This is a genomic window from Massilia sp. NP310 (assembly GCF_019443485.1).
GTDB classification, from domain to species: Bacteria; Pseudomonadota; Gammaproteobacteria; order Burkholderiales; family Burkholderiaceae_D; genus Telluria; species Telluria timonae.
Map to the genome: position 1 here is coordinate 5453477 of NZ_CP080379.1, position 26226 is coordinate 5479702.

At 64.8% G+C, this 26226-nt stretch carries 22 protein-coding genes; 13 read left to right on the plus strand and 9 right to left on the minus strand.

Annotated features, from left to right (window positions below; translation table 11 throughout):
- Positions 1-5: 5 nt before the first annotated feature.
- Entirely contained in the window at positions 6-944 is a 939-nt protein-coding gene (locus KY496_RS24135) for a LysR family transcriptional regulator (protein WP_005668398.1), read from the minus strand.
- Between the two features lie 120 nt (positions 945-1064).
- On the opposite strand from KY496_RS24135, the gene KY496_RS24140 reads away from it, so the two are divergent.
- Together KY496_RS24140 and KY496_RS24145 are read left to right on the plus strand one after the other, a co-directional pair.
- Positions 1065-2321, plus strand: a complete 1257-nt coding sequence (locus KY496_RS24140) for a urate hydroxylase PuuD (protein ID WP_005668400.1) — start codon at positions 1065-1067, stop codon at positions 2319-2321.
- Positions 2318-3559: a M20/M25/M40 family metallo-hydrolase gene (locus tag KY496_RS24145; RefSeq protein ID WP_184235228.1), complete on the plus strand. Its 1242-nt coding sequence runs from the start codon at positions 2318-2320 to the stop codon at positions 3557-3559. The genes KY496_RS24140 and KY496_RS24145 overlap by 4 nt, the downstream gene beginning before the upstream one ends.
- A 42-nt stretch (positions 3560-3601) precedes the next feature.
- Here the strand turns inward: KY496_RS24145 and KY496_RS24150 are convergent, their stop codons facing one another.
- Complete coding sequence (locus KY496_RS24150) at positions 3602-5986, minus strand: S9 family peptidase (RefSeq protein WP_219862784.1); 2385 nt, start codon at positions 5984-5986, stop codon at positions 3602-3604.
- Positions 5987-6650: 664 nt separating this feature from the next.
- Between KY496_RS24150 and KY496_RS24155 the strand changes: the two genes are divergently transcribed.
- The 7 genes from KY496_RS24155 (at position 6651) to KY496_RS24185 (ending at position 16874) form a co-directional block, all read left to right on the plus strand.
- On the plus strand, positions 6651-7295 hold the full coding sequence (locus KY496_RS24155) for an ANTAR domain-containing response regulator (protein WP_040776989.1): 645 nt from the start codon (positions 6651-6653) through the stop codon (positions 7293-7295).
- A gap of 35 nt (positions 7296-7330) precedes the next feature.
- Positions 7331-8500, plus strand: a complete 1170-nt coding sequence (locus KY496_RS24160; RefSeq protein ID WP_219862786.1) for a CmpA/NrtA family ABC transporter substrate-binding protein — start codon at positions 7331-7333, stop codon at positions 8498-8500.
- A 258-nt stretch (positions 8501-8758) separates the two neighbouring features.
- Positions 8759-10057 carry an MFS transporter gene (locus KY496_RS24165; RefSeq protein ID WP_219862788.1) on the plus strand — a complete coding sequence of 433 codons (1299 nt, stop codon included), beginning with the start codon at positions 8759-8761 and terminating at the stop codon, positions 10055-10057.
- 14 nt (positions 10058-10071) lie between these two features.
- Positions 10072-12597 carry a nitrite reductase large subunit NirB gene (gene nirB / locus KY496_RS24170; protein WP_219862789.1) on the plus strand — a complete coding sequence of 842 codons (2526 nt, stop codon included), beginning with the start codon at positions 10072-10074 and terminating at the stop codon, positions 12595-12597.
- 11 nt (positions 12598-12608) lie between these two features.
- Positions 12609-12956, plus strand: a complete 348-nt coding sequence (gene nirD / locus KY496_RS24175) for a nitrite reductase small subunit NirD (RefSeq protein ID WP_005668412.1) — start codon at positions 12609-12611, stop codon at positions 12954-12956.
- Positions 12953-14170, plus strand: coding sequence for an NAD(P)/FAD-dependent oxidoreductase (locus tag KY496_RS24180; RefSeq protein WP_370662482.1), 1218 nt, complete (start codon positions 12953-12955; stop codon positions 14168-14170). The genes nirD and KY496_RS24180 overlap by 4 nt, the downstream gene beginning before the upstream one ends.
- Positions 14171-14183: 13 nt before the next feature.
- Positions 14184-16874, plus strand: a complete 2691-nt coding sequence (locus KY496_RS24185; RefSeq protein ID WP_219862793.1) for a nitrate reductase — start codon at positions 14184-14186, stop codon at positions 16872-16874.
- A gap of 5 nt (positions 16875-16879) precedes the next feature.
- On the opposite strand, the gene KY496_RS24190 is transcribed toward KY496_RS24185, so the two are convergent.
- From KY496_RS24190 to KY496_RS24215, 6 genes are all read right to left on the minus strand, one after another.
- The gene (locus KY496_RS24190; RefSeq protein ID WP_219862795.1) at positions 16880-17824 is read right to left on the minus strand and encodes a hypothetical protein; all 945 of its coding nucleotides are present in this window, start codon (positions 17822-17824) and stop codon (positions 16880-16882) included.
- A 3-nt stretch (positions 17825-17827) separates the two neighbouring features.
- On the minus strand, positions 17828-18577 hold the full coding sequence (locus KY496_RS24195; RefSeq protein WP_184235204.1) for a DUF6345 domain-containing protein: 750 nt from the start codon (positions 18575-18577) through the stop codon (positions 17828-17830).
- Positions 18578-18750: 173 nt separating this feature from the next.
- On the minus strand, positions 18751-19731 hold the full coding sequence (locus KY496_RS24200; protein ID WP_005668422.1) for a TerC family protein: 981 nt from the start codon (positions 19729-19731) through the stop codon (positions 18751-18753).
- A gap of 187 nt (positions 19732-19918) precedes the next feature.
- Complete coding sequence (locus KY496_RS24205) at positions 19919-20617, minus strand: dienelactone hydrolase family protein (RefSeq protein ID WP_005668424.1); 699 nt, start codon at positions 20615-20617, stop codon at positions 19919-19921.
- Positions 20618-20882: 265 nt separating this feature from the next.
- Entirely contained in the window at positions 20883-21713 is an 831-nt protein-coding gene (locus KY496_RS24210) for an OmpA family protein (RefSeq protein ID WP_219862796.1), read from the minus strand.
- A 9-nt stretch (positions 21714-21722) separates the two neighbouring features.
- Complete coding sequence (locus KY496_RS24215; protein ID WP_005668427.1) at positions 21723-22103, minus strand: DUF4398 domain-containing protein; 381 nt, start codon at positions 22101-22103, stop codon at positions 21723-21725.
- A 143-nt stretch (positions 22104-22246) separates the two neighbouring features.
- Between KY496_RS24215 and KY496_RS24220 the strand changes: the two genes are divergently transcribed.
- The 4 genes from KY496_RS24220 to KY496_RS24235 all read left to right on the plus strand — a co-directional run bounded on the left by KY496_RS24220 (position 22247) and on the right by KY496_RS24235 (position 25769).
- Positions 22247-22594: a TonB-dependent receptor domain-containing protein gene (locus KY496_RS24220; protein WP_005668428.1), complete on the plus strand. Its 348-nt coding sequence runs from the start codon at positions 22247-22249 to the stop codon at positions 22592-22594.
- A 115-nt stretch (positions 22595-22709) separates the two neighbouring features.
- Positions 22710-23348: an NAD(P)H-dependent oxidoreductase gene (locus KY496_RS24225; RefSeq protein WP_005668429.1), complete on the plus strand. Its 639-nt coding sequence runs from the start codon at positions 22710-22712 to the stop codon at positions 23346-23348.
- A gap of 368 nt (positions 23349-23716) precedes the next feature.
- Positions 23717-25042, plus strand: coding sequence for a DUF6402 family protein (locus KY496_RS24230; protein ID WP_184235198.1), 1326 nt, complete (start codon positions 23717-23719; stop codon positions 25040-25042).
- A gap of 52 nt (positions 25043-25094) precedes the next feature.
- Complete coding sequence (locus KY496_RS24235) at positions 25095-25769, plus strand: hypothetical protein (protein WP_005668433.1); 675 nt, start codon at positions 25095-25097, stop codon at positions 25767-25769.
- On the opposite strand, the gene KY496_RS27505 is transcribed toward KY496_RS24235, so the two are convergent.
- Positions 25677-26207, minus strand: coding sequence for a DUF6538 domain-containing protein (locus tag KY496_RS27505; protein ID WP_370660080.1), 531 nt, complete (start codon positions 26205-26207; stop codon positions 25677-25679). The genes KY496_RS24235 and KY496_RS27505 overlap by 93 nt on opposite strands.
- Positions 26208-26226: the final 19 nt, after the last annotated feature.

Genomic DNA, 26226 nt, shown 5'->3' on the forward strand with positions numbered 1-26226 from the left:
CCTGGCTATTCTTGATTGAGGGCCCGCGCCGCGCTGCTCACCTGGTCGCGCAGCCATTTGTGTTCGGTGGACTGGTGCACGCGCTGGTGCCACAGCTGGTAGAAGCGCATCGGCGGAAACTTGAGCGGCACCGTGAAGCTTTTCAGCGGCAGCGTCTTTTCGAAGGCGCGGATGAACTGGCGGCCGGTGGTCAGCACCAGGTCGCTCTGGGTCAGCATATACGGAATCACGCCGAAATAGGGCGACTCGACCGCCACCCGGCGCTGCAGGCCGTGGCGCTCGAGGTATGCGTCGATCACGCCGTGGTAGCCCGGCAGCATCTGGGTCGGGGCCACGTGCGGCAGGTCGAGGTAATCCTCGAGCGTCATCGCGTCGGGCGCCGTGCGCCTGGCGTAGGGGCTGTCGGCGCGCATGGTGCAGATGATCGGATCTTCGAACAGCTTGGACATGTGCAGGTGGGCGGGCGGTTCGTCCCAGTTGGCGATCACCAGGTCCATGTCGCCGTCGGACAGCATGCGCAGGTAGTCCAGGCCGGGGCCGAGGGCGTGGATGACGACCTTGCTGCCGGGCGAGCCGCGCCGCAGCAGCGCCACCACGTTCGGCAGGAAGCGGGCGTCGAGATAGTCGGGGGCGGCGATGTGGAAGGTGCGTGTCGCCTGCTCGGGCACGAACGGCGCCTTGCGCACGAACAGGCTCTCGGCTTCGTCGAGGATGCGCTTGGCCGGCTTGAGCAGGCTCTCGCCGTGCTGGGTCGGCACCATGCCGCGCGCGCCGCGCACCAGCAGCGGGTCGCCGGTCAGCTCGCGGAGTTTACGCAGCGAAGCCGAGATCGAGGGTTGCGGCTGGTTCAGCTTGAGCGCCACCCGCGAGACGTTCTTCTCCACCAGCAGCAGGTAGAGGATGCGGATCAGGTGCAGGTCGAGGTTGCGGGGCAGGCTGGACATCGCGGGCGGGCGGGGTGGCACGTATATCAATGAAGATATGTTGAATATACGCTAAATTTCATGTCGGAGAAATTGGAATCGGCGTATCTTCGATCCATCTCAGCGTTCACGAGGAAGCCCATGTTCGACACCGGATACCTGGCGCCATATGCTTTGGAGTGGTTCAATCTGCTGCTGCGCTGGCTGCACATCATCACCGGCATCGCCTGGATCGGGGCCTCGTTCTATTTCGTCTGGCTCGACAACACCATCAAACCGCCGGCCCCAGGTTCCGACCTGGAGCGCAAGGGCGTGTCCGGCGAGCTGTGGGCGGTGCACGGCGGCGGCTTCTACAACCCGCAGAAATACCTGGTGGCGCCCGCCGAGCTGCCGCCGGAGCTGCACTGGTTCAAGTGGGAAGCCTATTCCACGTGGTTGTCGGGCTTTGCGCTGCTGACCGTCGTCTATTACATGAACGCGAAGGCGATGATGGTCGACCGCAGCGTGGCCGACCTCACGGGCTGGCAGGCGGTCGGCATCGGCATCGGCAGCCTGGTGGTCGGCTGGATCGTGTACGACCTGCTGTGCCGGTCGAAGCTGGTGCAGCACCAACTGGCGTTCGGCGCCACCATCTGGCTGCTGCTGGTCGGCAGCAGCTGGGTGCTCACCCACCTGCTCAGCGGACGCGCCGCCTACCTGCACGTGGGCGCGATGATCGGCACCATCATGGTGGCGAACGTGGCGATGCTGATCATTCCGGGACAGCGCAAGATGGTCAATGCCATGCTGGCCGGCGCCAAGCCCGACCCGAGCCACGGCATCAAGGCCAAGCAGCGCAGCGTCCACAACAATTATTTCACGCTGCCGGTGCTGTTCATCATGATCAGCAACCACTATGCGATGACCTACAACCATCCGCATGCCTGGGCCGTGCTGGGCGTGATCATGCTGGCCGGGGTCTTGATCCGCCACTTCTTCAACCTGCGCCACAAGGGCCGCATCGAATGGCGGTATCCGGCCGCCGGCGTGGCGCTGCTCCTGGCGCTGGCGGTCGTGCTGGCCCCAAGGCCGCGCGCAAGCGCCGATCCGGCGGCCGCCGCCGGTGTCGACGCTGCCACGCGCTTTGCGGCGGTGCGCACGATCATGGACCAGCGCTGCGTGTCCTGCCACGCGCAGCAGCCGACCCAGCCCGGTTTCGCGGCGGCGCCGGGCGGCGTGATGCTCGACACGCCGGAGCTGGTGAGCCAGCATGCGGCCCGCATCTACCAGCAGACGGTGCAACTGAAAGCCATGCCGCTGGCGAATCTCACCCACATGACCGATGCCGAACGCGCCCAGGTGGGGGCCTGGTTCGAGGCCGGCGCGGTCACCGGCACAAACACAGGAAAGGCGCCATGAACAATCCCTTGCACGATCGTCTCACCGGCTGGATCGACGCCCACTTCGACGAACAGGTCGCCTTCCTGCAGGAGGTGGTGCGCATCCCGACCGATACGCCTCCGGGCAATAACGCGCCGCATGCCGAGGCAATCGCGGGAATGCTGGAAAGCGCCGGCTGGCCGGTCGAGCGCCATGCGGTGCCGGCGCAGCAGGTGCGCGACCATGGCCTGGAGAGCATCACCAACCTGATCGTGCGCCGCCGCTATGGCGGGGACGGCCCCACGCTGGCGCTGAACGCCCACGGCGACGTGGTGCCGCCGGGCGAAGGCTGGACCCGACCGCCGTATGGCGCCGTGATCGACGATGGTTACCTGTACGGGCGCGCGGCGGCGGTCTCCAAGAGCGACTTCGCCACCTATGTGTTCGCGACCCGCGCGCTGGAGGCAATGGACGTGGCCTTGTCGGGCGCGGTCGAACTGCACTTCACCTACGACGAGGAAGTCGGCGGCCTGCTGGGACCGGGCTGGCTGCTGGAGCAGGGCCTGACCCGCCCCGACTACGTGATCGCGGCCGGCTTCGGCCATGGCATCGTCACCGCCCACAACGCCTGCCTGCAGCTCGAAGTGACCGTGCACGGCAGGGCGGGCCATGGCGCGATGCCCGAGACGGCGGTCGACGCCCTGCAGGCCGCCACACAAGTGCTGAACGCGATCTATGGCGAACTGCCGGCGCTGAAGAAGATCCGCAGCGCCGTAGCAGGCATCGGCTCGCCGACCATGATCGTCGGCCGCATCGATGGCGGGACCAATACCAATGTGGTGCCGGGGAAGGTGGTGTTACGGATGGACCGGCGCATGATCCCGGAAGAAGACCCGGCGCTGGTGGAGGCGCAGGTGCGCGCCCTGATCGAGAACGCGGTGCGCGGCCTGCCCGGCATCCGCCTCGAGATCCGGCGCCTGCTGCTGTCGCAGGCGCTGCGGCCCTTGCCGGGCGTGGCGCCGCTGGTCGAGCGCTTGCAGCGCCATGGGCGCGCCGTCATGGGCGAGGAGATTCCCGCGCATGGCACGCCGCTGTATGCGGATGCGCGGCTGTATGGTGAACATGGCATCCCGGCGGTGCTGTATGGCGCAGGGCCGCGCACGGTGGAGGAATCGAACGCCAAGAAGGCCGACGAACGTCTGCTGCTGGAAGATTTGCGCCGCGCGACCAAGGTCGTCGCGTTGACCCTGCTCGACTTCCTCGGGCCGCACCCGTAAACGACAGAAGGCGCCCGCAGGCGCCTTCCGGATTACCGGGGATTATTTCTGCTTGAGCGAGCGCTCGAACAGCTCATAAATCCGGCGATACTGGTCATACCACGCCTCCGGCTGCACGTAGCCGTGACGCTCCAGCGGATAGCTCGCCAGTTCCCACTTGTCCTTCTTCATCTCGATCAGGCGCTGCGCCATGCGCACCGAATCCTGGTAGAACACGTTATCGTCGATCATGCCGTGCGAGATCAAGAGGTGGCCCTTCAGGTTCTGCGCGTACTCGATCGGCGACGACTTCTTGTACGCCTCGGGATCGATGTCCGGGGTGTTCAGGATGTTGGCGGTGTACTCGTGGTTGTAGGTGGTCCAGTCGGTCACCGGGCGCAGCGCGGCGCCGGCCTTGAAGGTGTCCGGCGCGCGCATCAGGGCCATGAAGGTCATGAAGCCGCCGTAGCTGCCGCCATAGATGCCGACGTTGGCGGCGTCGCCCTGGTGCTGGTTCACCATGTACTTGACGCCGTCGACGTAGTCTTCCAGTTCCGGATGGCCCATCTGGCGGTAGATCGCGGTGCGCCACTTGCTGCCGTAGCCTTTCGAGGCGCGGAAGTCCATGTCCAGCACCACGTAGCCGTTCTGCACCAGCAGGTTATGGAACATCTGCTCGCGGAAGTAGTTCGGATAGCGCTTGCTCACGTTCTGCAGGTAGCCGGCGCCGTGCACGAACATCACGACCGGATACTTCTTGCCCGGCTCGAGCTGGGCCGGACGATACAGCTTGGCCCACACCGGATCGCCGCCGGCGCTGGAAGGCACGGCCACGTACTCTGGCTGGATCCACTCGCGCGCCTTGAAGTCCGGCGTGCGGGTGTCGGTGAGCTTGCTCGCTTCGCCGCCCGAGACCGGCACGGTCGCGATCTGGATCGGCGTGTAGCTGGACGACCAGTGCACCAGCAGCTTCTTCTCGTCCGGCGACAGGGCGAACTTCTCGACGCCATCGAGCTTCGTCACTTCGCGTACCTTGGTCGCACCATTCGCGCCGTTGGCGTCGACGGCGCAGACTTCGTAGTCGCCCGGGGTCTCGCGGTTGCACAGCATGTAGGCGGTGCTGCCGTCATAGGTCCAGCGCACGTCGCTGGCTTCCCATTTGCCCGTGGTCAGGGCGCGCGGGGCGGCGGCGGTGGCGCTGTCCTTGGTGTACAGGTGCGAGTAGCCGCTTTCCTCGGACAGGTACCACAGCGTGCGGTTGTCCGGCAGCCAGCCGAATTCGGCGTTGTCGTAGTTGACCCAGGCGCCGTCGGTCAGGCGGTGCAGTGGCTTCAGTTTCGCGGCGCCCAGGTCGACGCTGGCGATCCAGCGGTCCTTGTTGTCGACCGCGCGCAGCATGACGGCGACGTTGGCGCCGTTCGCGCTCCAGTCGATCGCGTTGCGTCCGCCCGAGACGACCACCGGACGGTTGCCCTTGAGCGGGTCCTTCTTGGCGGCGGCGCGCAGCTCGGCCAGCGGGTCGACGTTGACGCCCGGGAGCGCGTCGAAGGCGATGTCCTGCACCTTGTTGGTGCGCAGGTCGACCAGCTTCAGTGCATGCGGCACCGGCATATTGCGGCCGACGCGGGTGCGCACGTCTTCGGTTTCCTCGTAGCCCGACTCGTTCACGTAGCGCGGCATCTTGCCGGCGCGGCCCTTGTCGGCGCTTTTGGCGGCGGTGACCACCAGCAGCCAGCGGCCGTCGGGCGAGAGCGAGCTGCCTTCGATGGTGACCTTGTCGCCCAGGTAGACCGGGCTTGGCGCCATCGAGGCGTCGGCGCGGCGCAGTTCGTCGGCGCGCGCGCGCAGGGCGTCGCGGTCATCCTTCTGGCGCTTGAGGTGCTCGATCAGGCGCAGTTCGGTCGAACGGTAGGGATCGTCCTCGGGCGCGTTCGGGTCCTTGGCGGCGCGCGGCAGGGCGGCGGGGCCGGTGACACGGCTACCGCGGTCCCACACATACCAGTCGTTGCCGATGCGGTACTGGACCGCGCGTTCGTCCGCCGTGTACTGGGCGGCGGTGATGCGGCTGGCGCCGCGCGTGACCTGGACCAGCTGGCCCGACTTGAGGTCTCGCTCGAACAGGTCGTTGTTGCGCAGGACCAGCATGCGGCTGTTGTTGCGGTTGTAGACCACGTCGGCGCTGTCGATCTTCGGCAGTTCGGCATCGGCTACCAGCCGGGCCTTGCCGGCCGCGACCTGGAACACGTCGCGCACGGGCGAGCCGGTGCGCTTCTGCTTGTAGTACACCTGCTTGCCGTCCCAGCTGAACCAGGCGTCTTCCACCGGGGTGCCGATCCAGTCTGGATGGCTCATGGCCTGGTCGAGGGTGATGGGGGTGGATGCCGCCGCCGGCAGCGCGATCAGTGCGGCGAAAGAGGCCGCAAACAGGGTAAGTGCAGGTGTTCGCATGTGGAGTCTGATGAGTGAGAAATGGCTTGGTTGCCAAAGATGCTTGCCAGAAATGCGCATGCATTCTAGCGCAGGCACTCACCGCGACCGCGAAATATGACAGGTTTTTTTTGCTGTAAAGACAAGCGCCGGCGGTACGTCAGTACGGCCGGCGCGAGAGGCGGAGCGGGTATTGCGACGATGGTGCGCCGCAATCGCACATGAATTACATGGCCTTGAACGGACCCTTTGGCGGACGCGGCAGGAACATGGAAACGCGGGCTGCCACGGCCACGACGGCCAGGGCGATGGTGATATATTCGAGCGGGTGCATGATCAACCCCGCACTGCCGGAGCGTAGCCGCCGTGGGCGACGTAGAGTTCTTGCGAGAAGCTGCGGATGGCCGAGATGGCTGCCGCGAAGAAGCTGGTGCGTTGGATGGCTGCAGTCATGATAGTTCCCCTAAGATAAATACTTCGATGTTGCGTTGCAGTATAGGGGCGTCTCCGTCATAAACAAACTTTAGATTTGTGATTCCAGCGATGCGTCTGATGAATGGTTGCAAAGTTGCTCTCATGCAAGATATTCGTCATGCGAATATCTCGGCCAAGGGGTTTTGCATAAGAAGGGCATGGGCAATCGTCGATGCTCGCGCCTGGTGCGAATCTTGCATATCGTAAGCACATGAAATCGCGAGACAGTGCTTCACCACACCTGCGGATCGTCGTCGTGCTTTCCGCAACAGCACCCGGCATCGACCCGGATGCCGCCCAGGCCGCGCAGGCCCGGCGCAGCACGGCGCTGCGCATCGGCCTGCTCGAATCGGGCTACGACCTGATCGCCTCGCTCCCGGCCGACGTCTTCCTGCCCGAGCGCATCGCCCAGCTGCAGCCCGACCTGATCATCGCCGACAGCGAGTCCGACGCGCGCGACGTGCTCGAGCACATCGTGATCGCCACCCGCGACGCGCGGCGGCCGATCGTCCTGTTCACCGAAGACGATGCGCCGGCCAGCATGGACGCGGCGATGGACGCCGGCGTCTCGGCCTATATCGTGGCCGGCCTGCAGGCCGAACGCGTCAAGCCGGTGCTGGACGTGGCGCTGGCGCGCTTCCGGCGCGAGCAGAAGCTGCTCGACGAGCTGAGCGACACGCGCCAGAAGCTGGCGGAGCGCAAGACCGTCGATCGCGCCAAGGGCCTGCTCATGAACCGCTACAGCCTGACCGAGGAGCAGGCCTACCAGCGCCTGCGCACCCTGGCGATGAACAAGAACCTGAAGCTGGCCGAAGTCGCGCAGCGCCTGATCGACGTGGAAGACCTGCTGGGCTAGGCCACGCTTTACTATATACAAGGACAAGGAGACGTATGACATTGGCAGGCAAAGGCGCCTGGATCGCCGGCACCGACCGGCCCGAGATCGAGACCGTCCGCATCGGTTTCATGCCGCTCGCCGATTGCGCGCCGCTGGTGATGGCGTCGGTGCTCGGCTTCGACGAGCAGTATGGCGTGCGCTTCGAGCTTACCCGCGAGCTGTCCTGGACCGCCATGCGCGACCGCCTGATCGGCCAGCAGCTCGACGCGGCCCATGCGCTGTACGGGATGGTGTATGGCATCCAGAACGGCATCGGCACCCAGCAATGCGATATGGCGGTGTTGATGAACCTGCACCAGAACGGCCAGAGCATCACGCTGTCGCGCGCGCTCGCCAACGCCGCCCGCGATCCCCGCCTGCTGCGGCGCGAGGTGGACGACAAAGGGCGCAAGCTCACCCTGGCCCATACCTTCCCGACCGGGAACCACGCGATGTTCCTGTATTACTGGCTGGCCGCGCATGGCATCGATCCGCTCACCGACTGCCAGGCGGTGACGGTGCCGCCCGGGCAGATGGCGGCCAGCCTGGCGGCCGGGCATATGGATGGCTTCTGCGCGGGCGAGCCGTGGGGCCAGCGCGCGCAGCGCGACGGCGCCGGGGTGCAGGCCGCGTCCAGCGAACAGGTGTGGCCGAACCATCCGGGCAAGGCGCTCGGCACGCGCGCCGCCTTCGCGGCCAGCCACCCGAACACCTGCCGCGCCATGATCGCCGCGCTGTTGGAAGCGGCGCGCTGGCTCGACGCCTCGCGCACCAACCGCGAAGCCGCGGCCGAGGTGCTGGCCAGTCCCGCCTATGTCAACGCCAGCCGCGAGACGCTGCAGTTCTGCCTGGCCGGCAGCCACATCGACGAGCATCGCGGAGAGGGCTGCTGGCGCGGCCATAACGGCCTGCGCTTCCATGCCGACGGCGAGGCCAACTTCCCCTGGCTGTCGGACGGCATGTGGTTCATGACCCAGCACCGGCGCTGGGGCCTGCTGCGCGAAGCGCCCGCCTACCTGGCGCTGGCGGCCCAGGTCAACCGCATCGACCTGTATCGCGAGGCGGCCGAACGCACCGGCACGATGCTGCCCGCCTCCCCGATGCGCAGCTCGACCTTGCTCGGCGGACGGGTATGGGACGGCAGCGACCCGCAGGCCTGGGCCCGCGCACCAGCGCGATCTTGAACGCGGTGCATGCGGGCGCATCATCATGGTGAGCGATGCACCGCAATGCAGCATCCGGATGCGGTCCGTTGAGGTACGCCCCCTGAAGGCGCGGTGGCACGCCTCTTGCTCATACCTCTGACAGGATCAATGGCGATTCTCTTCACGATTTTCACTTAGCGCCGGCCCAACGCGGGGACGGCAACAGGACAACGGCGTCCGCAGCTACTGCCCATGGCAGCAAGCGCGGACGCCTTTTCGTTTTTCAAAGGAAGAACAATGGCCAGCAAAGCGGACAGCATCAAGCTCTTTTCCTTCCAGGGCGCGCCCATGCGCGCCTTCCACCTGACCTGGGTCGCCTTCTTCATCTGCTTCTTCGCCTGGTTCGCCTGCGCGCCGCTGATGCCGGTCATCAAGGGCGAATTCGGGCTCTCGATGGAGCAGATCGCCAACATCAATATCGCGGCGGTCGCGATCACCATCTTCGTGCGTCTGCTGGTCGGCCCGCTGTGCGACCGCTACGGCCCGCGCAAGACGTACACGGGTTTGCTCCTCCTGGGCGCGATTCCCGTGCTGGGCGTGGCGCTGGCGCAGAGCTACGAAGCCTTCCTGCTGGCGCGCCTGGGCATCGGCGCGGTCGGCGCCAGCTTCGTCATCACCCAGTACCACACTTCCGTCATGTTCGGCCCGAAGGTGGTCGGCACCGCCAACGCGGCGGCGGCCGGCTGGGGCAATGCCGGCGGCGGCGCGGCGCAAGCGGTCATGCCGCTGATGCTCACCGCGATCGTGATGCTGGGCGTGAGCCAGTCGCTGAGCTGGCGCCTGGCGCTGGTGGTGCCCGGCGTGATGATGATCGTGATGGCCTTCTTCTACTGGCGCTATACGCAGGATTGCCCGGCCGGCAATTACGACGACTTGCGCAAGACCGGCCGCATGCCAGAGGGCGGCGGCAAGGGCGGCTGGGCGAGCTTCGTCGCCGGCTGCCGCAACTACCGCGCCTGGCTGCTGTTCGTCACCTATGGCGCCTGCTTCGGCATCGAGATCTTCATCCACAACATCGCCGCCGTGTACTACGTCGAGCACTTCGACCTGTCGCTGGCCCAGGCCGGCATGGCCGCCGGCAGCTTCGGCCTGCTGGCGCTGTTCGCCCGCGCGCTGGGCGGCTGGCTGTCGGACAAGGCGGCTCTGTCGGGTGACCTGAACCGCCGCGTGACCGTGCTGTTCGTGCTGATGATCGGCGAAGGCCTTGGCCTCCTGTGGTTCGCCCAGGCCGAGGGCGTGGTGTTCGCCGTGGTCGCGATGCTGGTGTTCGGCCTGTTCACCCACATGGCGTGCGGCGCGACCTATGCGCTGGTGCCGTTCATCGCGCCGAAGGCGCTGGGCGGCGTGGCCGGCATCGTCGGCGCCGGCGGCAACGTCGGCGCGGTGGCGGCCGGCTTCCTGATGAAGGGCACGGGCGACATCAAGCAGACGCTCACGATCCTCAGCGGCCTGGTGCTGGTTGCCAGCGTCTGCGCCATCGCAGCCCGATTCACCGCGACCAGCGCCAACACGGCGCCGGCAGCCGCAGCAGCTTAATTAGGGAGCAGCAAATGCATATCGTCGTCATCGGCCACGGCATGGTGGGCCACAAATTCCTCGAAACCCTGGCCGCCAGCGGGCGGAAAGACCTGCGCGTGACGGTGCTGGGCGAAGAGCCGCGGCCGGCCTACGACCGCGTGCACCTGTCGGAATTCTTTGCCGGTAAAAGTGCGGACGACCTGTCGCTGGTCGCGCCCGGCTTCTTCGACCGGCAAGACATGGTGTTGCGCCTGAACGCGAAAGTGGTCGGGATCGATCGCGCGGCGCAGCAGGTGACCCTGGCCGACGGCTCCTCCGTCGCCTACGATCGCCTCGTGCTGGCCACCGGCTCGTATCCCTTCGTGCCGCCGGTGCCGGGCGCCGACCGCAAGGATTGCTTCGTCTATCGCACCATCGAAGACCTGGAGGCGATGCAGGAATGCGGCGCGCGGTCGAAGTCGGGCGTCGTGGTCGGCGGCGGCCTGCTGGGCCTTGAATGCGCCAAGGCGCTGCGCGACCTGGGCCTGAACGCGCACGTGGTCGAATTCGCGCCGCGCCTGATGGCGGTGCAGGTCGACGATCCAGGCGCGCGCGTGCTGCGCACCCGCATCGAGGAGCTGGGCGTCGGCGTCCATACCGGCAAGAACACGCTGGCCATCGTCGATGGCGAAGAAACCACCCACCGCATGCAGTTCGCGGACGGCACGCACCTGGACACCGACATGATCGTGTTCTCGGCCGGCATCCGCCCGCGCGACGAGCTGGCGCGCGCTTGCGGCCTCGAGATCGGCCCGCGCGGCGGCATCGTCATCGACGACCGTTGCCAGACCTCGGACCCGCACATCTATGCCATCGGCGAATGCGCCTTGTGGAACGGCCAACTGTTCGGCCTGGTCGCGCCGGGCTACGATATGGCGCGCACCGCGGCGCGGCACCTGGCAGGCACGGAATGCGGTTTCGCTGGCGCCGACATGAGCACCAAATTGAAACTGATGGGCGTGGACGTGGCCAGCATCGGCGACGCCCACGGCGCCACGCCGGGCAGCCGCAGCTATCAGTTCCTCGATGAACGTCGCCAGACTTACCGCAAGATCGTCGTCTCCAGCTGCGGCAAATACCTGCTGGGCGGCGTGCTGGTGGGCGAGGCGTCGGCTTACGGCGCGCTGCTGCAGACGATGCTGAACAGGATCGAGCTGCCGGAGGCGCCGGAATACCTGATCCTGCCCGACACCGGCGCGGCGCGTCCGGCGATCGGCGTCGACAAGCTGCCGGCCACGGCCCAGGTCTGCTCGTGCAACGACGTCAGCAAGGGCGCGCTGTGCGAAGCGGTGGCCGGCGGCGCCACCACCATCGGCGCCCTCAAGAGCTGCACCTCGGCCGGCACCGCCTGCGGCGGATGCGTGCCACTGGTGACGCAGGTCCTCAATGCCGAGCTGAAGAAACTGGGCGTGGCGGTCAACAACCACCTGTGCGAACACTTTCCGTACTCGCGCCAGGAGCTGTACCACCTGGTGCGTGTCGAAGGTATCAAGGACTTCGGCGAGCTGCTGGCGCGCCACGGCAAGGGACTCGGTTGCGATGTCTGCAAGCCGACTGCCGCCAACATCCTGGCCTCGGTGTGGAACGATTTCGTGTTGAAACCGAAGCACGCCAGCCTGCAGGATTCGAACGACTACTTCCTCGGCAACATCCAGAAGGACGGCACGTACTCCGTGGTGCCGCGCATGCCGGGCGGCGAAGTCACGGCCGACGGCCTGATCGCGGTGGGGATGGTGGCCAAGAAGTATGGCCTGTACACCAAGATCACCGGCGGCCAGCGGGTCGACCTGTTCGGCGCCCGCGTGGACCAGCTGCCGGCGATCTGGGAAGAGCTGATCGCGGCCGGATTCGAATCGGGCCACGCCTACGGCAAGTCGCTGCGCACGGTGAAATCCTGCGTCGGCTCGACCTGGTGCCGCTATGGCGTCGGCGACAGCGTCGGCTTCGCCATCGCGCTGGAGAACCGTTATAAAGGCTTGCGCGCGCCGCACAAAATCAAGTTCGGCGTCTCGGGCTGCACCCGCGAATGCGCCGAGGCCCAGGGCAAGGACGTCGGCCTGATCGCCACCGACAAGGGCTGGAACCTGTACGTGTGCGGCAATGGCGGCATGAAGCCGCGCCACGCCGAATTGATCGCCTCGAACCTCTCCGAAGAAGAGGTGGTGCGCCTGACCGACCGCTTCCTGATGTTCTACGTGCGCACGGCCGAGCGCCTGCAGCGCACCAGCACCTGGCGCGAGAACCTGGAAGGTGGTCTCGATTACCTGAAGGCGGTGGTGGTCGACGACAGCCTCGGCATCGCGCAGGAGCTGGAAGCGCAGATGCAGCACGTGGTCGACACCTATGCTTGCGAATGGAAGGAGGCCGTCACCGATCCGACCGTGCGCCGCCGCTTCCGCCACTTCGTCAACAGCGCGCAGGTCGACGAGAACGTCGTGTTCGTGCCCGAGCGCGGGCAGGTGCGTCCCGCCACTTTCGACGAACGCCGTCGCGTCATTCCCATCGCCAGCGCAGCATAAAGGAGAGCATCATGCACCGTGATCTTCAACTCGAACACTGGACCGCCGTCTGCCTACTTTCCGACATCGTGCCCGATACCGGCGTGTGCGCCTTGCTGAACGGCCGCCAGGTGGCCGTGTTCCGCGTCGGCGCCGATGAGCCGAGGGTGTTCGCCATCGATAACTACGATCCGAATTCGCAGGCCGCCGTGCTGTCGCGCGGACTGGTGGGCAGCATCGGCGAGCGCATCGTCGTTGCGTCCCCGATCTACAAGCAGCATTTCGACCTGCAGAGCGGCGAGTGCCTGGAAGCGCCGGCGCATTCGGTCGCCAGCTATCCGGCGCGGATCGACGGCGGACAGGTATGGGTCGCCGCATGAAACCGTCATTGGTCGTGGTCGGCAACGGCATGGCCGGCATGCGCACTGTCGAGGAGCTGCTGGCGCTGGCGCCCGATCTGTACGACATCACCGTGTTCGGCGCCGAGCCGCGCGTGAACTACAACCGCATCATGCTGTCGCCGGTCCTGGCCGGCGAAAAGACGGCGGACGAGATCGTGCTGCATCCGCGCAGCTGGTACGAGGAGCACGGCATCACCCTGCATGCGGGCGACCCGGTGGTGGCGATCGACCGCAAGCGGCGCGTCGTGCGCGCACGTTCGGGCAAGGACGTGCAGTACGACCGCCTTCTGCTGGCGACCGGTTCGCAACCGTTCATCGTCCCGGTGCCGGGCGCCGAGCTGCCCGGCGTGGTGGGCTTTCGCGACCTGGACGACGTCGACACCATGCTGCAGGCGGCGCGCGAGGGCCGGCATGCGGTCGTGATCGGCGGCGGCCTGCTCGGACTGGAAGCGGCCAACGGCCTGCTGCGGCAGGGCATGGACGTGACCGTGGTCCATCTCACCCAGAGCCTGCTGAACCAGCAGCTCGACGTCGATGCTTCGCTGCTGCTCAAGGGCGCGCTGGAGCGGCGCGGTCTGCGCATCCTGCTGGGCGCCGAGACCGAGGCCATCCTCGGCAATGGCAAGGTGGAGGGCGTGCGCTTCAAGGACGGCAGCGAGGCACCGGCCGACCTGGTGGTGATGGCGGCCGGCGTGCGTCCGAATGTGGCGCTGGCGCGCGCCGCGGGCCTGCACGTCGAGCGCGCCATCGTGGTCGACGACACCTTGCAGAGTTACGATCCACGCGTGTACGCGGTGGGCGAATGCGTCCAGCATCGCAAGGCGACTTTCGGCCTGGTGGCGCCGATCTGGGACCAGGCGCGCGTGTGCGCCGCCCACTTGGCCGGCCTGGGCCATCGCCGCTACGTGCAGCAGGCCACGGCCACCAAGCTGAAAGTCACCGGCATCGATTTGTATTCGGCCGGCGACATCGTCGGCGGGCCGGGCACGCAAGACTTGGTGCTGCGCGATCGCCGCGCCGGCATCTATAAACGCCTGGTGCTCGAGGGGAATCGCATCACGGGCGCCGTGCTGTATGGCGACGTGCTCGATGGCCCCTGGTATTTCGACCTGATCCAGCGTGGGGCCGACGTGTCGGCGCTGCGCGATCGATTGTTGTTCGGGCCTGCCATGTGTGAAGCGCAGGCCGCGTAGAAGAGAGTCATTTATGTCGCACATGCCGATCCCGCTGCAAGAAATCCGCACCACCTGTCCTTATTGCGGCGTCGGCTGCGGCGTGAAAGCCACGCCGCTGGGCGATGGCGGCGCGCTGATCGAGGGCGACGCCGATCATGCGGCCAGCCGCGGCCGCCTGTGCGTCAAGGGTTCGGCCCTGGGCGAGACGCTGGGTCTCGATGGCCGCCTGCTGACGCCAGCGGTCCGGCGCGATGGCGCCATGGCGCGCGCCGGCTGGGAGGAGGCGCTGGACACCGTAGCCGACGGCTTCAAACGCATCATCGCCGAACACGGGCCGGATGCGGTGGCGCTGTACGTCTCGGGCCAGATCCTCACCGAGGATTACTACGTCGCCAACAAGTTCATGAAGGGCTACGTCGGCAGCGCCAATATCGACACCAATTCGCGCCTGTGCATGTCGTCCGCCGTGGCCGGCCACAAGCGCGCCTTCGGCGAAGACGTGGTGCCGGGCTGCTATGAGGACTTCGAACTGGCCGACGCGATCGTGCTGGTCGGCTCGAACGCCGCCTGGTGCCATCCGACGCTGTTCCAGCGCATCGCCAAGGCGAAGGAAGCGCGGCCCGAACTGCAGATCGTCGTGCTCGACCCGCGCCGCACGGCCACCTGCGAACTGGCCGACTTGCACCTGCCGCTCAAGCCGGGCAGCGACGTGCGCCTGTTCAACGGCCTGCTGGCCCATCTGGCGCGCGAAGGCGCCGTCGACCACGCTTTCGTCGCGGCGCATACCAGCGGCCTGGAAGCGGCGCTGGACGAAGCCAGGCTTGGCGGTGGCGTGGAGGAGGTGGCGCGCGCCTGCGGCGTCGATCCGGCCCAGCTGCGCGCTTTCTATGAACTGTTCGCGCGCACCGAAAAAGTGGTGACGGCGTTCTCGATGGGCGTGAACCAGTCCTCGAGCGGCACCGACAAGGTCAACGGCATCATCAACTGCCACCTGGCGACGGGCCGCATCGGCCGTCCCGGCATGGGCCCGTTCTCGCTGACCGGCCAGCCGAACGCGATGGGCGGACGCGAAGTGGGCGGCCTGGCGAACATGCTGGCGGCCCACCTCGACCTGGACAACGCCGGCCACCGCGAGGCGGTGCGCGGCTTCTGGGGCGCGCCGCGCATCGCCGACAAGCCGGGCCTGAAGGCGGTGGACCTGTTCCGCGCGGTGGAGGCGGGCAAGGTCAAGGCGGTGTGGATCATGGCCACCAATCCGGTAGTCAGCATGCCGGACGCCGACCAGGTGCGGCGCGCGCTGGCCGCCTGCGAACTGGTGGTGGTGTCGGACGTGGTGGCGAACACCGACGTCGCGCCGTATGCGCACGTGCTGCTGCCGGCGCTGGCCTGGGGCGAGAAGGATGGCACGGTGACCAATTCCGAGCGCTGCATCTCGCGCCAGCGCGCCTTCCTGCCGGCGCCGGGAGAAGCGCGCGCCGACTGGCAGGCGCTGTGCGAGGTGGCCCGGCGCATGGGCTTTGCCGGCTTCGATTACGACGGCGCGCACGCGATTTTTGATGAGCACGCGCGCCTGTCCACCTGGAAGAATGACGAAGACGGCTACCGCCGCGCTTTCCGGCTCGATCCGCTGGTCGGCATGGACCGCGCGGCCTACGATGCGCTGCAACCGGTGCAATGGCCGCTGCGCGCGCCGACCGAGGGCACCGCGCGGCTGTTCGGCGATGGTCGTTTCTCTCACCCGGACGGCAAGGCGCGCTTCGTGGCGACCACACCGCGCGCGCCTGTGCACGCGCCGGGCGGCGAGTATCCGCTGGCGCTCAACACCGGGCGCCTGCGCGACCAATGGCATACGATGACGCGCACCGGCAAGTCGCCGCGCCTGGCCGGCCACACCGCGGAACCCTTCGTGGATTTGCATCCGCACGACGCGCTGCTGGCCGGCGTGCGCGAAGGAGAACTGGCCCGTGTGAGCTCGCAGTGGGGCGCGATGGTGGCGCGCGTGGCGCATGGCGGCGGCATCGCGCGCGGCGCGGTGTTCGTGCCGATCCACTGGAATGGGCACAACGCCTCCGATGCGCGCGTCGGCGCACTGGTCAATCCGGAGGTCGATCCGGTGTCGGGCGAGCCCGAGTTCAAGCACACGCCGGTGCGGGTGGAACCGTTCGGCGTGGCCTGGCATGGCTTCATCCTGAGCCGCACCGAACTGAACCTGGAACGGGTGGCGCACTGGACGCGCGTGCGCGGCAGCGGCTTCCTGCGCTATGAGCTGGGCGGTCGCGAGCCGGTATCGCCCGCGATGGCGCGCGCGCTGCTCGGGGCGGACGAGGACGCCGACTGGATCGAGTACGAGGACAAGTCGGAAGGCATGCTGCGGGCGGCGCTCGTGGTCGATGGTCGCCTGGAAGCCTGCCTGTTCGCGTCGCGCCGGCCCGACTTGCCGGCGCGCGCCTGGCTCGGCGGATTGTTCGCGCAAGCCGAACTGAGCGCACGCGAACGCGCGACCTTGCTGGCCGGCCGCGCGCCGACGCTGGGGCCGGACCCGGGACCGACCGTCTGCTCCTGCTTCGGCGTCGGCCGCAACACGATCTGCGCGGCGATCGCGAAGCAGGGCTTGACGACGCCGGCCGAGGTGACCGCCTGCCTGCGGGCCGGCGGCAACTGCGGGTCGTGCCTGCCCGAGATCAGGTCGCTGTTGCAGGAGGTGCGCTCAGCCGTGGTGTGACCGGATCACGATGCCCCGTCACGGCACTCCGGATGCAAGCCACGCGAGCGCACCACCGGCGCCTCGTTGCCGAATAGCGGCAGCTCGATGTACGGCCGCTCGGTGCCCGACACCGCCAGCACATAGGCCTGGCGCTCGAGCCGGTGCTGCAGCACGACCTGCGCCACGTAGGCCGGGGCCAGCACGCGCTGGGCCTTGCGCTTGCCCAGGTCGAGATAGCCGAAGCGCATCACGGCCGACTGCACGACGTCGCTCGGCAGCCGGTCCTTCGACTTGCCCAGCACGCTGGCCAGGCGTTCGGCCAGCTGGCGCGCCGCCAGTTCGGCCTCGATGACGGGCGCGCTGTCGAGCACTTCGGCATCGCTGTGGCGGATGTTCAGCGCGAGCGCGTCAACCGTGCCGTCGCCGGCCAGGCGCAGCGCCACCGAGGCGGCGCCCAGCACCGGGATTTCTCCCACCGCATGGCGCCAGGCGCCGGTGGCGCGCACCAGCAGCGTGTCCGACAGCTTCTGCTCGCGGTCGCTGCCGCGCGCCTTGGTCTGCCACAGGCGCTCGAAGGCGAGGCTGCCGCGCTCACCGACCCAGGCGCCGATGTCGATGCGCTGCGCGGCTTGCTCCAGCTGGCGCACGAGCACCGGCGTTTCTTCCAGGCGCTGGTAAGGCGCCTGGAACGGCGCCAGGCCGGACACGTACTGCAGCGCGCCCGAGGCGTGGTAGACCACGGCGCGCGCGCCATCGGCCAGGTACACCACGCTGCGCTCGCCGCGGTCGGCGAGGTTGGCGCGATCGTGGCGGCAGATGTCGGCTTCGTGCAGCGCGGTCAGGAAGCGGTTCATGTTGGCGCGCGCGTCGTCGCGGGTGAGCGGGGTGAGCGCGATCACGTCGGCGCGGCCGGGCACGGCATGCGCGCCGGTCTTCATCAGGGTATCGATCAGGGTTTGCTGGTTCATGGTTCAGCCCTCCGTCCACTTCCACAAGAGACATGCCTGCTGCGCCGGCGCCAGGTCGGGACTCACGCCGCCGTGGCCCCACAGGTGGTCGCGGTTCAGGGCGGACAGATCCCAGCGGATGGCGCCGCCATTCCAGGTGGCGGCGTCGCCCACGCAGACGGTGACCGGATGGTTGTCGACCCACCAGTCGGACACGCCGTCGTGCCAGGCGCTGGAGACGGTGTCGCCGTCGACCAGGTTGTCGGCCACGTCCTCGCCGCATTCGTCGGTGGTGATGCCGTCGTACATGTCGCCCCAGGCGCCGCAATAGATGTGCAGGCGCGCGAAGATGTTCCACAGACCGGCGACGGCGTCCAGGTTGACGGTGTGGCAGGAATAGGCCATCACCCATTCGCTGTTCCAGTCCTCGCCCAGTTGCCACCCGTCGGACCAGGTGCGCCATTCGCTGTGCGCGATGTCGTACAGCATGCGCGCCCGGCCATCGGCCTCGGAATTGCCGTGCGTCTCGATCCAGAACAGGTCGACGTCGTCGACCCAGTTGCGGTCGCTCCCGCCCTGGTCGACGTCGCGGATGTCGGTCTCCCAGACGTCGGTATTGGCCCAGTAGAAGGCGCGCGTGTGCCCGGCCGAGCGCAACTTGCTGTCGAACCCATTGCTTCTATTAAAGGTGTACGTGAGGTCTCCCGCCGTGCTCACGCCGGCGGCGCGCGCATGGTTGAAGTACCGGATTGCTTCTACGCCGAACCTCGCCATGAGATTCTCCTTTCGTGTCAAGACGCCATGCCGCCGCACCCTGATGGGCGCGGCGGGGTGGTCGAGATACAGTAGTCGGAGCGAACGCGGCGGCTCTGGCGAAGATCAGGCTTCGGGAGAGTTGGCGTTCCAGCGGGATAGAAGCGCCGCGCGGGCTTGCGCGGCGTCGACTCTCAGGCGGCCGGTGGCGGGGTCTTCTGCGGCTTGGTCGGCTTGGTCGTCAGCAGGCTCGCGACGACCGAGACGACCAGGATGGCGCCGACGACCCCGAGCGCGATACCGGTCGGAATCTTGTAGATATCGAGCAGCAGCATCTTGATTCCGATAAAGATCAGGATCCCGGCCAGGCCGTACTTGAGCAGGTGGAAGCGGTCGGCCATGTCGGCCAGCAGGAAGTACATCGCGCGCAGCCCCAGGATGGCGAACACGTTCGACGTGAACACGATGAACGGGTCGCTGGTGACGGCGAAGATCGCCGGGATTGAGTCGACCGCGAAGATGACGTCGGTGATCTCGACCATGATCAGCACGATGAACATCGGGGTGGCGTAGCGCAGGCCGTTCTGGATGACGAAGAAACGTTCGCCATGGTATTCGTTGGTGATGCGCATATGGCCGCGCAGCCATTTCAGCAGCTTGTTGTCGGCCAGGTCGGGTTCGCTGTCGGCCGACATCAGCATCTGGATGCCGGTGTACAGCAAGAACAGGCCGAATACGTAGAGGATCCAGTGGAACTGGGCCAGCAGCAGGGCGCCCAGGTAGATGAGGATGGCGCGCAGCACGATGGCGCCGAGCACGCCATACATCAGCACGCGTTTCTGGTACTGGGCCGGCACGCCGAAAAAGCTGAACAGGGTGATCCACACGAACACATTGTCGACCGCCAGGGATTTTTCGATCAGGTAGCCGGTGAGGTATTCCAGGGCCTTGTCGCGCGCGACGACGGGCCCGGCGATGCCGTCCAGGTACCAGTAGAACCAGCCGCCGAAGGCGAGGGCGACCGTGATCCACACGAGCGACCACAGGGCCGCTTCCCTGGTGCTGACCTTGTGGTCGCCGGCGGTCTTGAGCCCGAAGAAGTCGATGGCCAGCATGACCACCACGAAGGCGGAGAATGAGAGATAGAGCGTGGGCGTACCGACGGATTCGAGCATGGCTTCTCCAAGGCAAGGCGTGCCGGACGGTCTGGAGTCCAGCGGCGTTGGAATTAGAGCATGAGCCTTGGAGGAACGCCGCACGCATGGCGGCGTGCGGAAAAAAGCGGATCAGTGAAGGGAAGCGAAGTGGGAACGGCGCCTGCCGGCATGGCGCCGGCAGTCGATAGGGCTTGATGCAGGGCTCTTAGCGCAGGGTGCGGGCGAAGAACTCGTCGGTGCGGCTGTTGGCCAGCGTCGCATCGTCATGGTCGTAGTGGCTGCCGCCCGGACGGGCGAAGGCGTGGTCGCGGCCCGGGTACACATGCACTTCGGCATCGGCCTTGCCTTCCAGCGCGGCCTTGATCTGCGCCTGCGCTTCCGGTCCGATGTATTCGTCGGCGCCGGCCAGGTGGTAGAGCAGGGGAGCGCCGATATGCTTGGCCTCGTGCAGGTACTGGTCGGTGCCGCCGCCATAATAGGCCGCGAAGGCGTCGCCATCGGTGCGGGCCGCGGCCAGGTAAGTCATCAGGCCGCCCAGGCAATAGCCGGTGACGCCGACCTTGCCGGTGCTGCCTTCCATCGTGCGCGCGGCGCTGATGGTGGCGGCGATGTCCTGCACGCCGTGGTCGAAGTCATAGGCCTGGTACATCGAGAAGGCCTTGGCGACGTCGGCTTCATTCGCCTCCGAGAGCTGGATGCCTGGGTCGGTGCGCCAGAACAGGTCGGGGGCGACAGCGATATAGCCCTTGGCGGCGTAGTTGTCGGCGATGCTGCGGATGCCGGCGTTCACGCCGAAGATTTCCTGGATCACAATGATCACAGGGTAGGTGCCGACGACATCGGGACGCGCGACGTAGCAGTCGAAGCTGCGGTCGGCGGTGGTGACGGTGAGGGTTTCGGACATGGGATTCCTTTTGGTTGAAGGTTGGATGCCAGCCGGTGACGGCAATGACCGGCTTGCGATGCATATCATAAAACGGATGGCGGTATTGGAACAAACACTGGTGATTACCCGAGCCGATATGCCCTGGCCTGAACATCACGGTCCGACGCCGGAAGACCTGCAAGCAGTAAAAAAGCCAGACCGGCTCACCGTATCTGGCTTTTCCAATCCTGTCGCTGGGGCGAGGATATCCGGACCATGCGCATGCAGATCCGTGCCCCAGGCATCATCGCTCGGGTTGCCTGGATTGCCCGTTTTCGTCGCTCGACGTCGTGGAAGAGATTTGTGACGAACCCAGCATTTGCGTGTTGGAGTCGCCCGTGACGACTTCCGCACGCCGGTTTTCCAGACGCCCGATCCTGCTCTTGTTGCTGGCCGCCGGATTCTGTTCGCCGTGAGACCGGATGGCGATGCGGCCGGAGTTGATGCCACGCTGGAGCAGGGCGACACGTACCGCATCTGCCCGTCTCATGGCCAGGGCCTGGTTGTAACGGCGACCGCCGATATTGTCCGTATACCCTTCGATCACGACCTCGCGCTCGGGATTGCTTTTCAATGTGGCTGCCAACTCGTCAAGCGCGCGCTTGGCGCTGGCCGGGATGTTCGCTCGGCCGGGGGCGAAGCCTACCAGGTCTTTTTGCGCCAGTTCCGTGATTGCTTTCGGTTTGCCGCTTCTTGCTGCAAGCGACGAATACACCTGGTCCCGTTCCGCCGCCGCAACCGTCACTGCCTCGCCCGCCGCCCGCTCGCCTGCGAATTCCTGCGCCGTCGCGGCGCGTTGCTGTGCGATATAGGCGAAATGCGTCGTGGTCGTCAGGTCATGCTTGTCATTCCACGCCGTTTTCGCCTTCTGCAGCGACGCGCTTGCGCGTTCCAGTTCGCTTGCAGCGTATTTGGCGACGTGGGGATCGGCGGACGCCTGGTCGATCGCCTGCTGGGCGTTGCCGATAGCGGTATTGGCGGCAGCCACATTGGACGCAGGCGGGGTCGTCGAGCATCCCGCTGCGATGATGCCGGCAATGACCGCGCCCATGCTTGATCGAAGGATGTGGTTCATCTCTCACCTCTACTGGTTCGGGTATGCGCGGTTGATTGTCTCGCGCAATATCTGATTACTCTTGGCCATCTCGGCGGCCGCGAGCCTGGCCTGGGTCGATTCGCTCTTGGCACGCGCCAGATTGGCGTCGACCTTGGCCTGCTCGGCCAGGCGCATCGCGTCATGCTTGTGGTGGCCGGTGGCGGCGGCATTGGCCCGCCCCAGCTTGTCGACCGCGACACCGTAATTCGCGGGAGCGTTGACCTCCGCACCCGCCATCTGCGCTTGATCGACCGCCTCCCGACTGGCGGCAAGCTCGTGGTTCAACGCTTGATTGGAACAGGCGGACAAGGCAAGAAGACAGCATCCCGCCGCCACGCGGGCCGGATGAGAAAGTTTAGCGAGAATCATGAGGCGCCTCCCCGAGAAACCTGAGTTTGAGAATGTCATCCTACGGGAGAGATATTCATCGTTCAATCAGACCAAAGGACAATGGTCCAGAGTTCCCGGGCTTGAGCGTGCCGTACTTAGCCATGGGGCCACATCGGGAAGGAATGCCGGAGTCCACCACCTCGGTGTTCGCCCAGGACAGCATGGCGCTCGGCGAGCGCTGGATCGTCGCGGCCTCGGTAAGGTTCCAGCGCTACCGCCAGGAGGAGGGCGTTGGCCTCGAGTTCGTGGAGACGCAGAATATCTCCGGCTCGGAAGTGCTGCGGCGCTTCGGCGCGCTCTACAAGCTCGGCCCGCAACTGTCGCTGTACGCCAACTACGCCACGTCCTTCGTGCCGAACCTGGCCAGCAGCCCGACCCAGGGCGCTTATTACACGTCCGCCGACGGCGCCATGCGGGTGCTGGTGGGGACGCCGCGTCAGCTGGGCGTTCGGTTGCGCAGTACGTTTTGAGTGGAAGAGGTAGGTGAAATAAACACATGCCGCGGGCAGATTGGGCGGCGCTCGGCAAGAAACTGCGGGGTCGGGCATCATGGCGCATTATTCACTCACATAGAAGGAATTCTGCATGTCCAATGTCTTGCAAACCTTGCAGTGGCGTTACGCCACCAAAAAAATGGATCCAACCAAGAAGGTCGCCAAGGAGAAGATCGACCGCATTCTCGAAGCGGTGCGCCTGACGGCCAGTTCCAGTGGGCTGCAACAGTACGAGATGTTCGTGGTGACGAACGAGGCTCTGCGTGAACAGATCAGGGCGCATGCCTGGAACCAGGCGCAGGTGACGGAAGCCTCGCATCTGCTCGTGTTTGCCGCGTGGGATAACTATACGGCTGAGCGCATCAACGCGATGTTCGATCTGGTGAACGCCGAGCGCGGCTTCAGAAACGAAGGCTGGGAAGCCTACCGCCAGCAGTTGCTGTCGACGTATCCGCAACGCGATGCCCAGACCAATTTCGAACACGCCGCGCGCCAGGCTTATATCGGCCTCGGCAGTGCGCTGATTGCCGCAGCCGAGGAAAAGGTGGATGCCACGCCGATGGAAGGGTTCGATCCTGCCAAGGTGGATGAGATCCTGAAGCTGCGCGAACGGGGATTGCGTTCGGTGATCCTGTTGCCTATTGGCTACCGTGCGGATGAAGGAGACTGGCTGGTCGACCTGAAGAAAGTGCGTCGCCCGTTTTCGCAGTTCGTCACCGAACTGGCGTAGGCAACCAGACATCCTGGCGATGGCGTTCGATGCCCAGCAAAGAGCGCCGGTGGAGACCACGCCAGGCATGTAACAATGAAAAAAGCCAGACCGGCTGATGCCTGGTCTGGCTTTTTGAATTCTGTGGTCGGGGTGAGAGGATTCGAACTTCACCGAGCCGTTACAAATCAATGACTTACGTCGCGTGCAGTGTTACACGTGGAAAGCTGTAGTGTAGCAGACTGAATGACAAGTCGCCACCTTGGAGGACCGCTCGCATCCATAGGCACTGGAAGGCCTTAGCCCACTCCCTGAGTTGACGTTCGCTAACCTGTCCCAGAGCAAGGCAAGCAACAATGTCAGCTTCCCATCTGCTTGCCCGAGAGTCCATGCCAGCGCAAATCCGAATCCCGTACTACAGGCTCGACTTCGCCGGGTTCTTTGCGCTCCAGAAGGTCTGGAAGCTGGTCGACAAGACGGAAGGCTGTAAGCCGCTCAAGAACCCGCAGGCGGCAATCCTCATGGAGAGAAAGCCCCCGCCGTTGCCCGGCGAGAAGCCGCCTGAGCCGAAGAAAGCAGAGAAGCCGAAGCTTGATCCAAAAGCCGCTGCGCAAGAGCAAGAGGCAAAGAAAGCTGCCCCCTCGCCAGCGGTTGCTGCCGGAGCTATGAGCGAAAAGGCCGCGCAGGCGTCCAAGGTCTCAAACGCACAAGTCAAAAGCAAGGAACCCGTTGAGGAGTGCAAAGCCCCGCCACCATTCGACATGCTTGATCTACCGGAGGCGATGGAACACATGGGTTTCCCCGTCGCCGCTAAGCTGGCAAGGCGGTGGTTCAATGGTAGAAAACATGAGATTCAGAACGATTCGAAGTACGTCTACCCAGACGACATGGTAGATACCAAGATTGTGTCAATGGATTTCGTATTGAAGTATCCGAAAGTACGGGCTAAATACGAGCATCTAATCAGTAGTGGAATTTACAATGACAGGGCGATTAAGTTAATCAGGGAGAAAGTCGGGCACCTGTTAACACGGAAATTCATTGACAACGGCATCGCCTATTCAGGGGAACTCGATGCCTTTGCCCATTCAGGCCGTAACATCCAGAAGCTGCACAAAGAATTTCAATTCCAAAGGGAGGTCGTGAGCAACTTCGACACACTGGATTGGAGTTACGGCCTAACTGATCTTACAGCATCCTTGGCGAACTTCGCCTTATGCGCGGCGGTAGCTGAGGCCCGCGTCTACACAGAGAAGTATTACAAGTATCCTAAGGGGGCTGCCCCGGTCTATTGTTGCCAGTCTCATGTTGAGGTGACGCACATTTATGTCTATGCGCGGGACAGCTACTCATTCGCAGACAAGCCGGGCAAGAAAGCTTCTCAATACCTGGGCCATTGGAACCGGAACGGTGTAATACTTGTTCCGACTGCTGTTGCGTCGGATCTTGCGGCCAACTATGGCGAGGACATACAGTGGGGGAACGGCCCATACACGGAAGATGGTTTCGACAAGCCTGTTGACATCCTCAAGGGCATGTTCGGCGAGATGCGCACACAGGACGTGTACTATCCCGTTCGCAATAGCGATTATCACAAATGGCGAGAGAAATTTGGCCGAGGTGGCGATTTCGCAATCTACACGGAACCTAAGAAAGTCAAGCTGCCAAAGCCAATCAAACTAACTTTGGAAGAAGCATGTAAACCAAACGGCTGATGTTCGGGGGCAGTAATTCCAACCAATCAGCCGTATTCAAAGCGGACACGGTATGTTGACCATGCGGGAATACTTTTACAAGTCGCTAAAGAATTTGGCCTTAATTCTTGCTTCAATCATTGTTCTGATTTTAGTATGGATTGTCATTGACTGGTTTCTCCCGCGCCGATTCCACAACGGACTTGTTCTAGCCTCGCTGTACTTTGCCAAAGAGACAGGGCTTGCACTTGTCTTTGGTATCCTTGTCTTCTTTGGATACAAAGCTTTTAGGGTCTTTAAAACTGCTGAATCCCCAAGTCAAGAATTTATCAAGATGACCCCCATTGTCATTATTTGGCTTGTTGTTGTTTTCTCAGTAGGGACGTTGATTGGCGGTCATGGGGATGGAACTGACTGCCGTATTAACAACTACAACGAGAAATTAAATGGCGGGGTCAAAGTTTTTAATGGCAAGAAATACATCATCAACATTTGTGGAAGCGGAGTGGACAACAGTCCCTTCTTTGGGGATGGTATGGAAGCCGTTCAGCTGACTGTCCTTAATGAGCAAGGGGCGCTTCTTGCAAGGAGACGCTACAAGGTCTTTTGGGATGGAGAGCCGGGACATGAACCCATCGGTATTGAGACGGACAAATTAACTTACTACGACGATGAAGACCAAGACAGCCCGCGAAGCATCACCATGCCCCCGACTTGGCTCGACTGGATCAGGGCCAGACTTCCCTGAATCGCCACACAGAATCACTTCTTGATCGTCAAGGCCGCGCCTCATTCGTTCATTGAACGCGGCCAGAGCCTCATAACCCTGTGCAGCAGCAGCGTCCCGCCGGTGGGCCGAGCGTTCGCGATGCAACCTCATCCGCGTTGATCCGAATGGGCGAACCAGTGGCGCGGGCGGTGCAGGCGTGGGCTGAGTTGGAGCGGAAGCGGCAAGCGCGGCACGAACGCTCGCGAACTCCACATCGAACTTGACACCCTCGATACGGCAAAGCTGTTCAGCTTCGCGGCGGTCACTGGTGCCAAGTGCTTTGACTATTTGGGTGCGGCCGTAATGGCTCTGCAAGTCAACAGGGATTTTGCGGCGAATCGAATACCGGCTGCCGCGTTTGATTAGGTGGCTACACACAGCTTGCTCCTCAGCTGGTGTAACACTCACTCGCGACATTGGTACTGTAAGTCCTTGA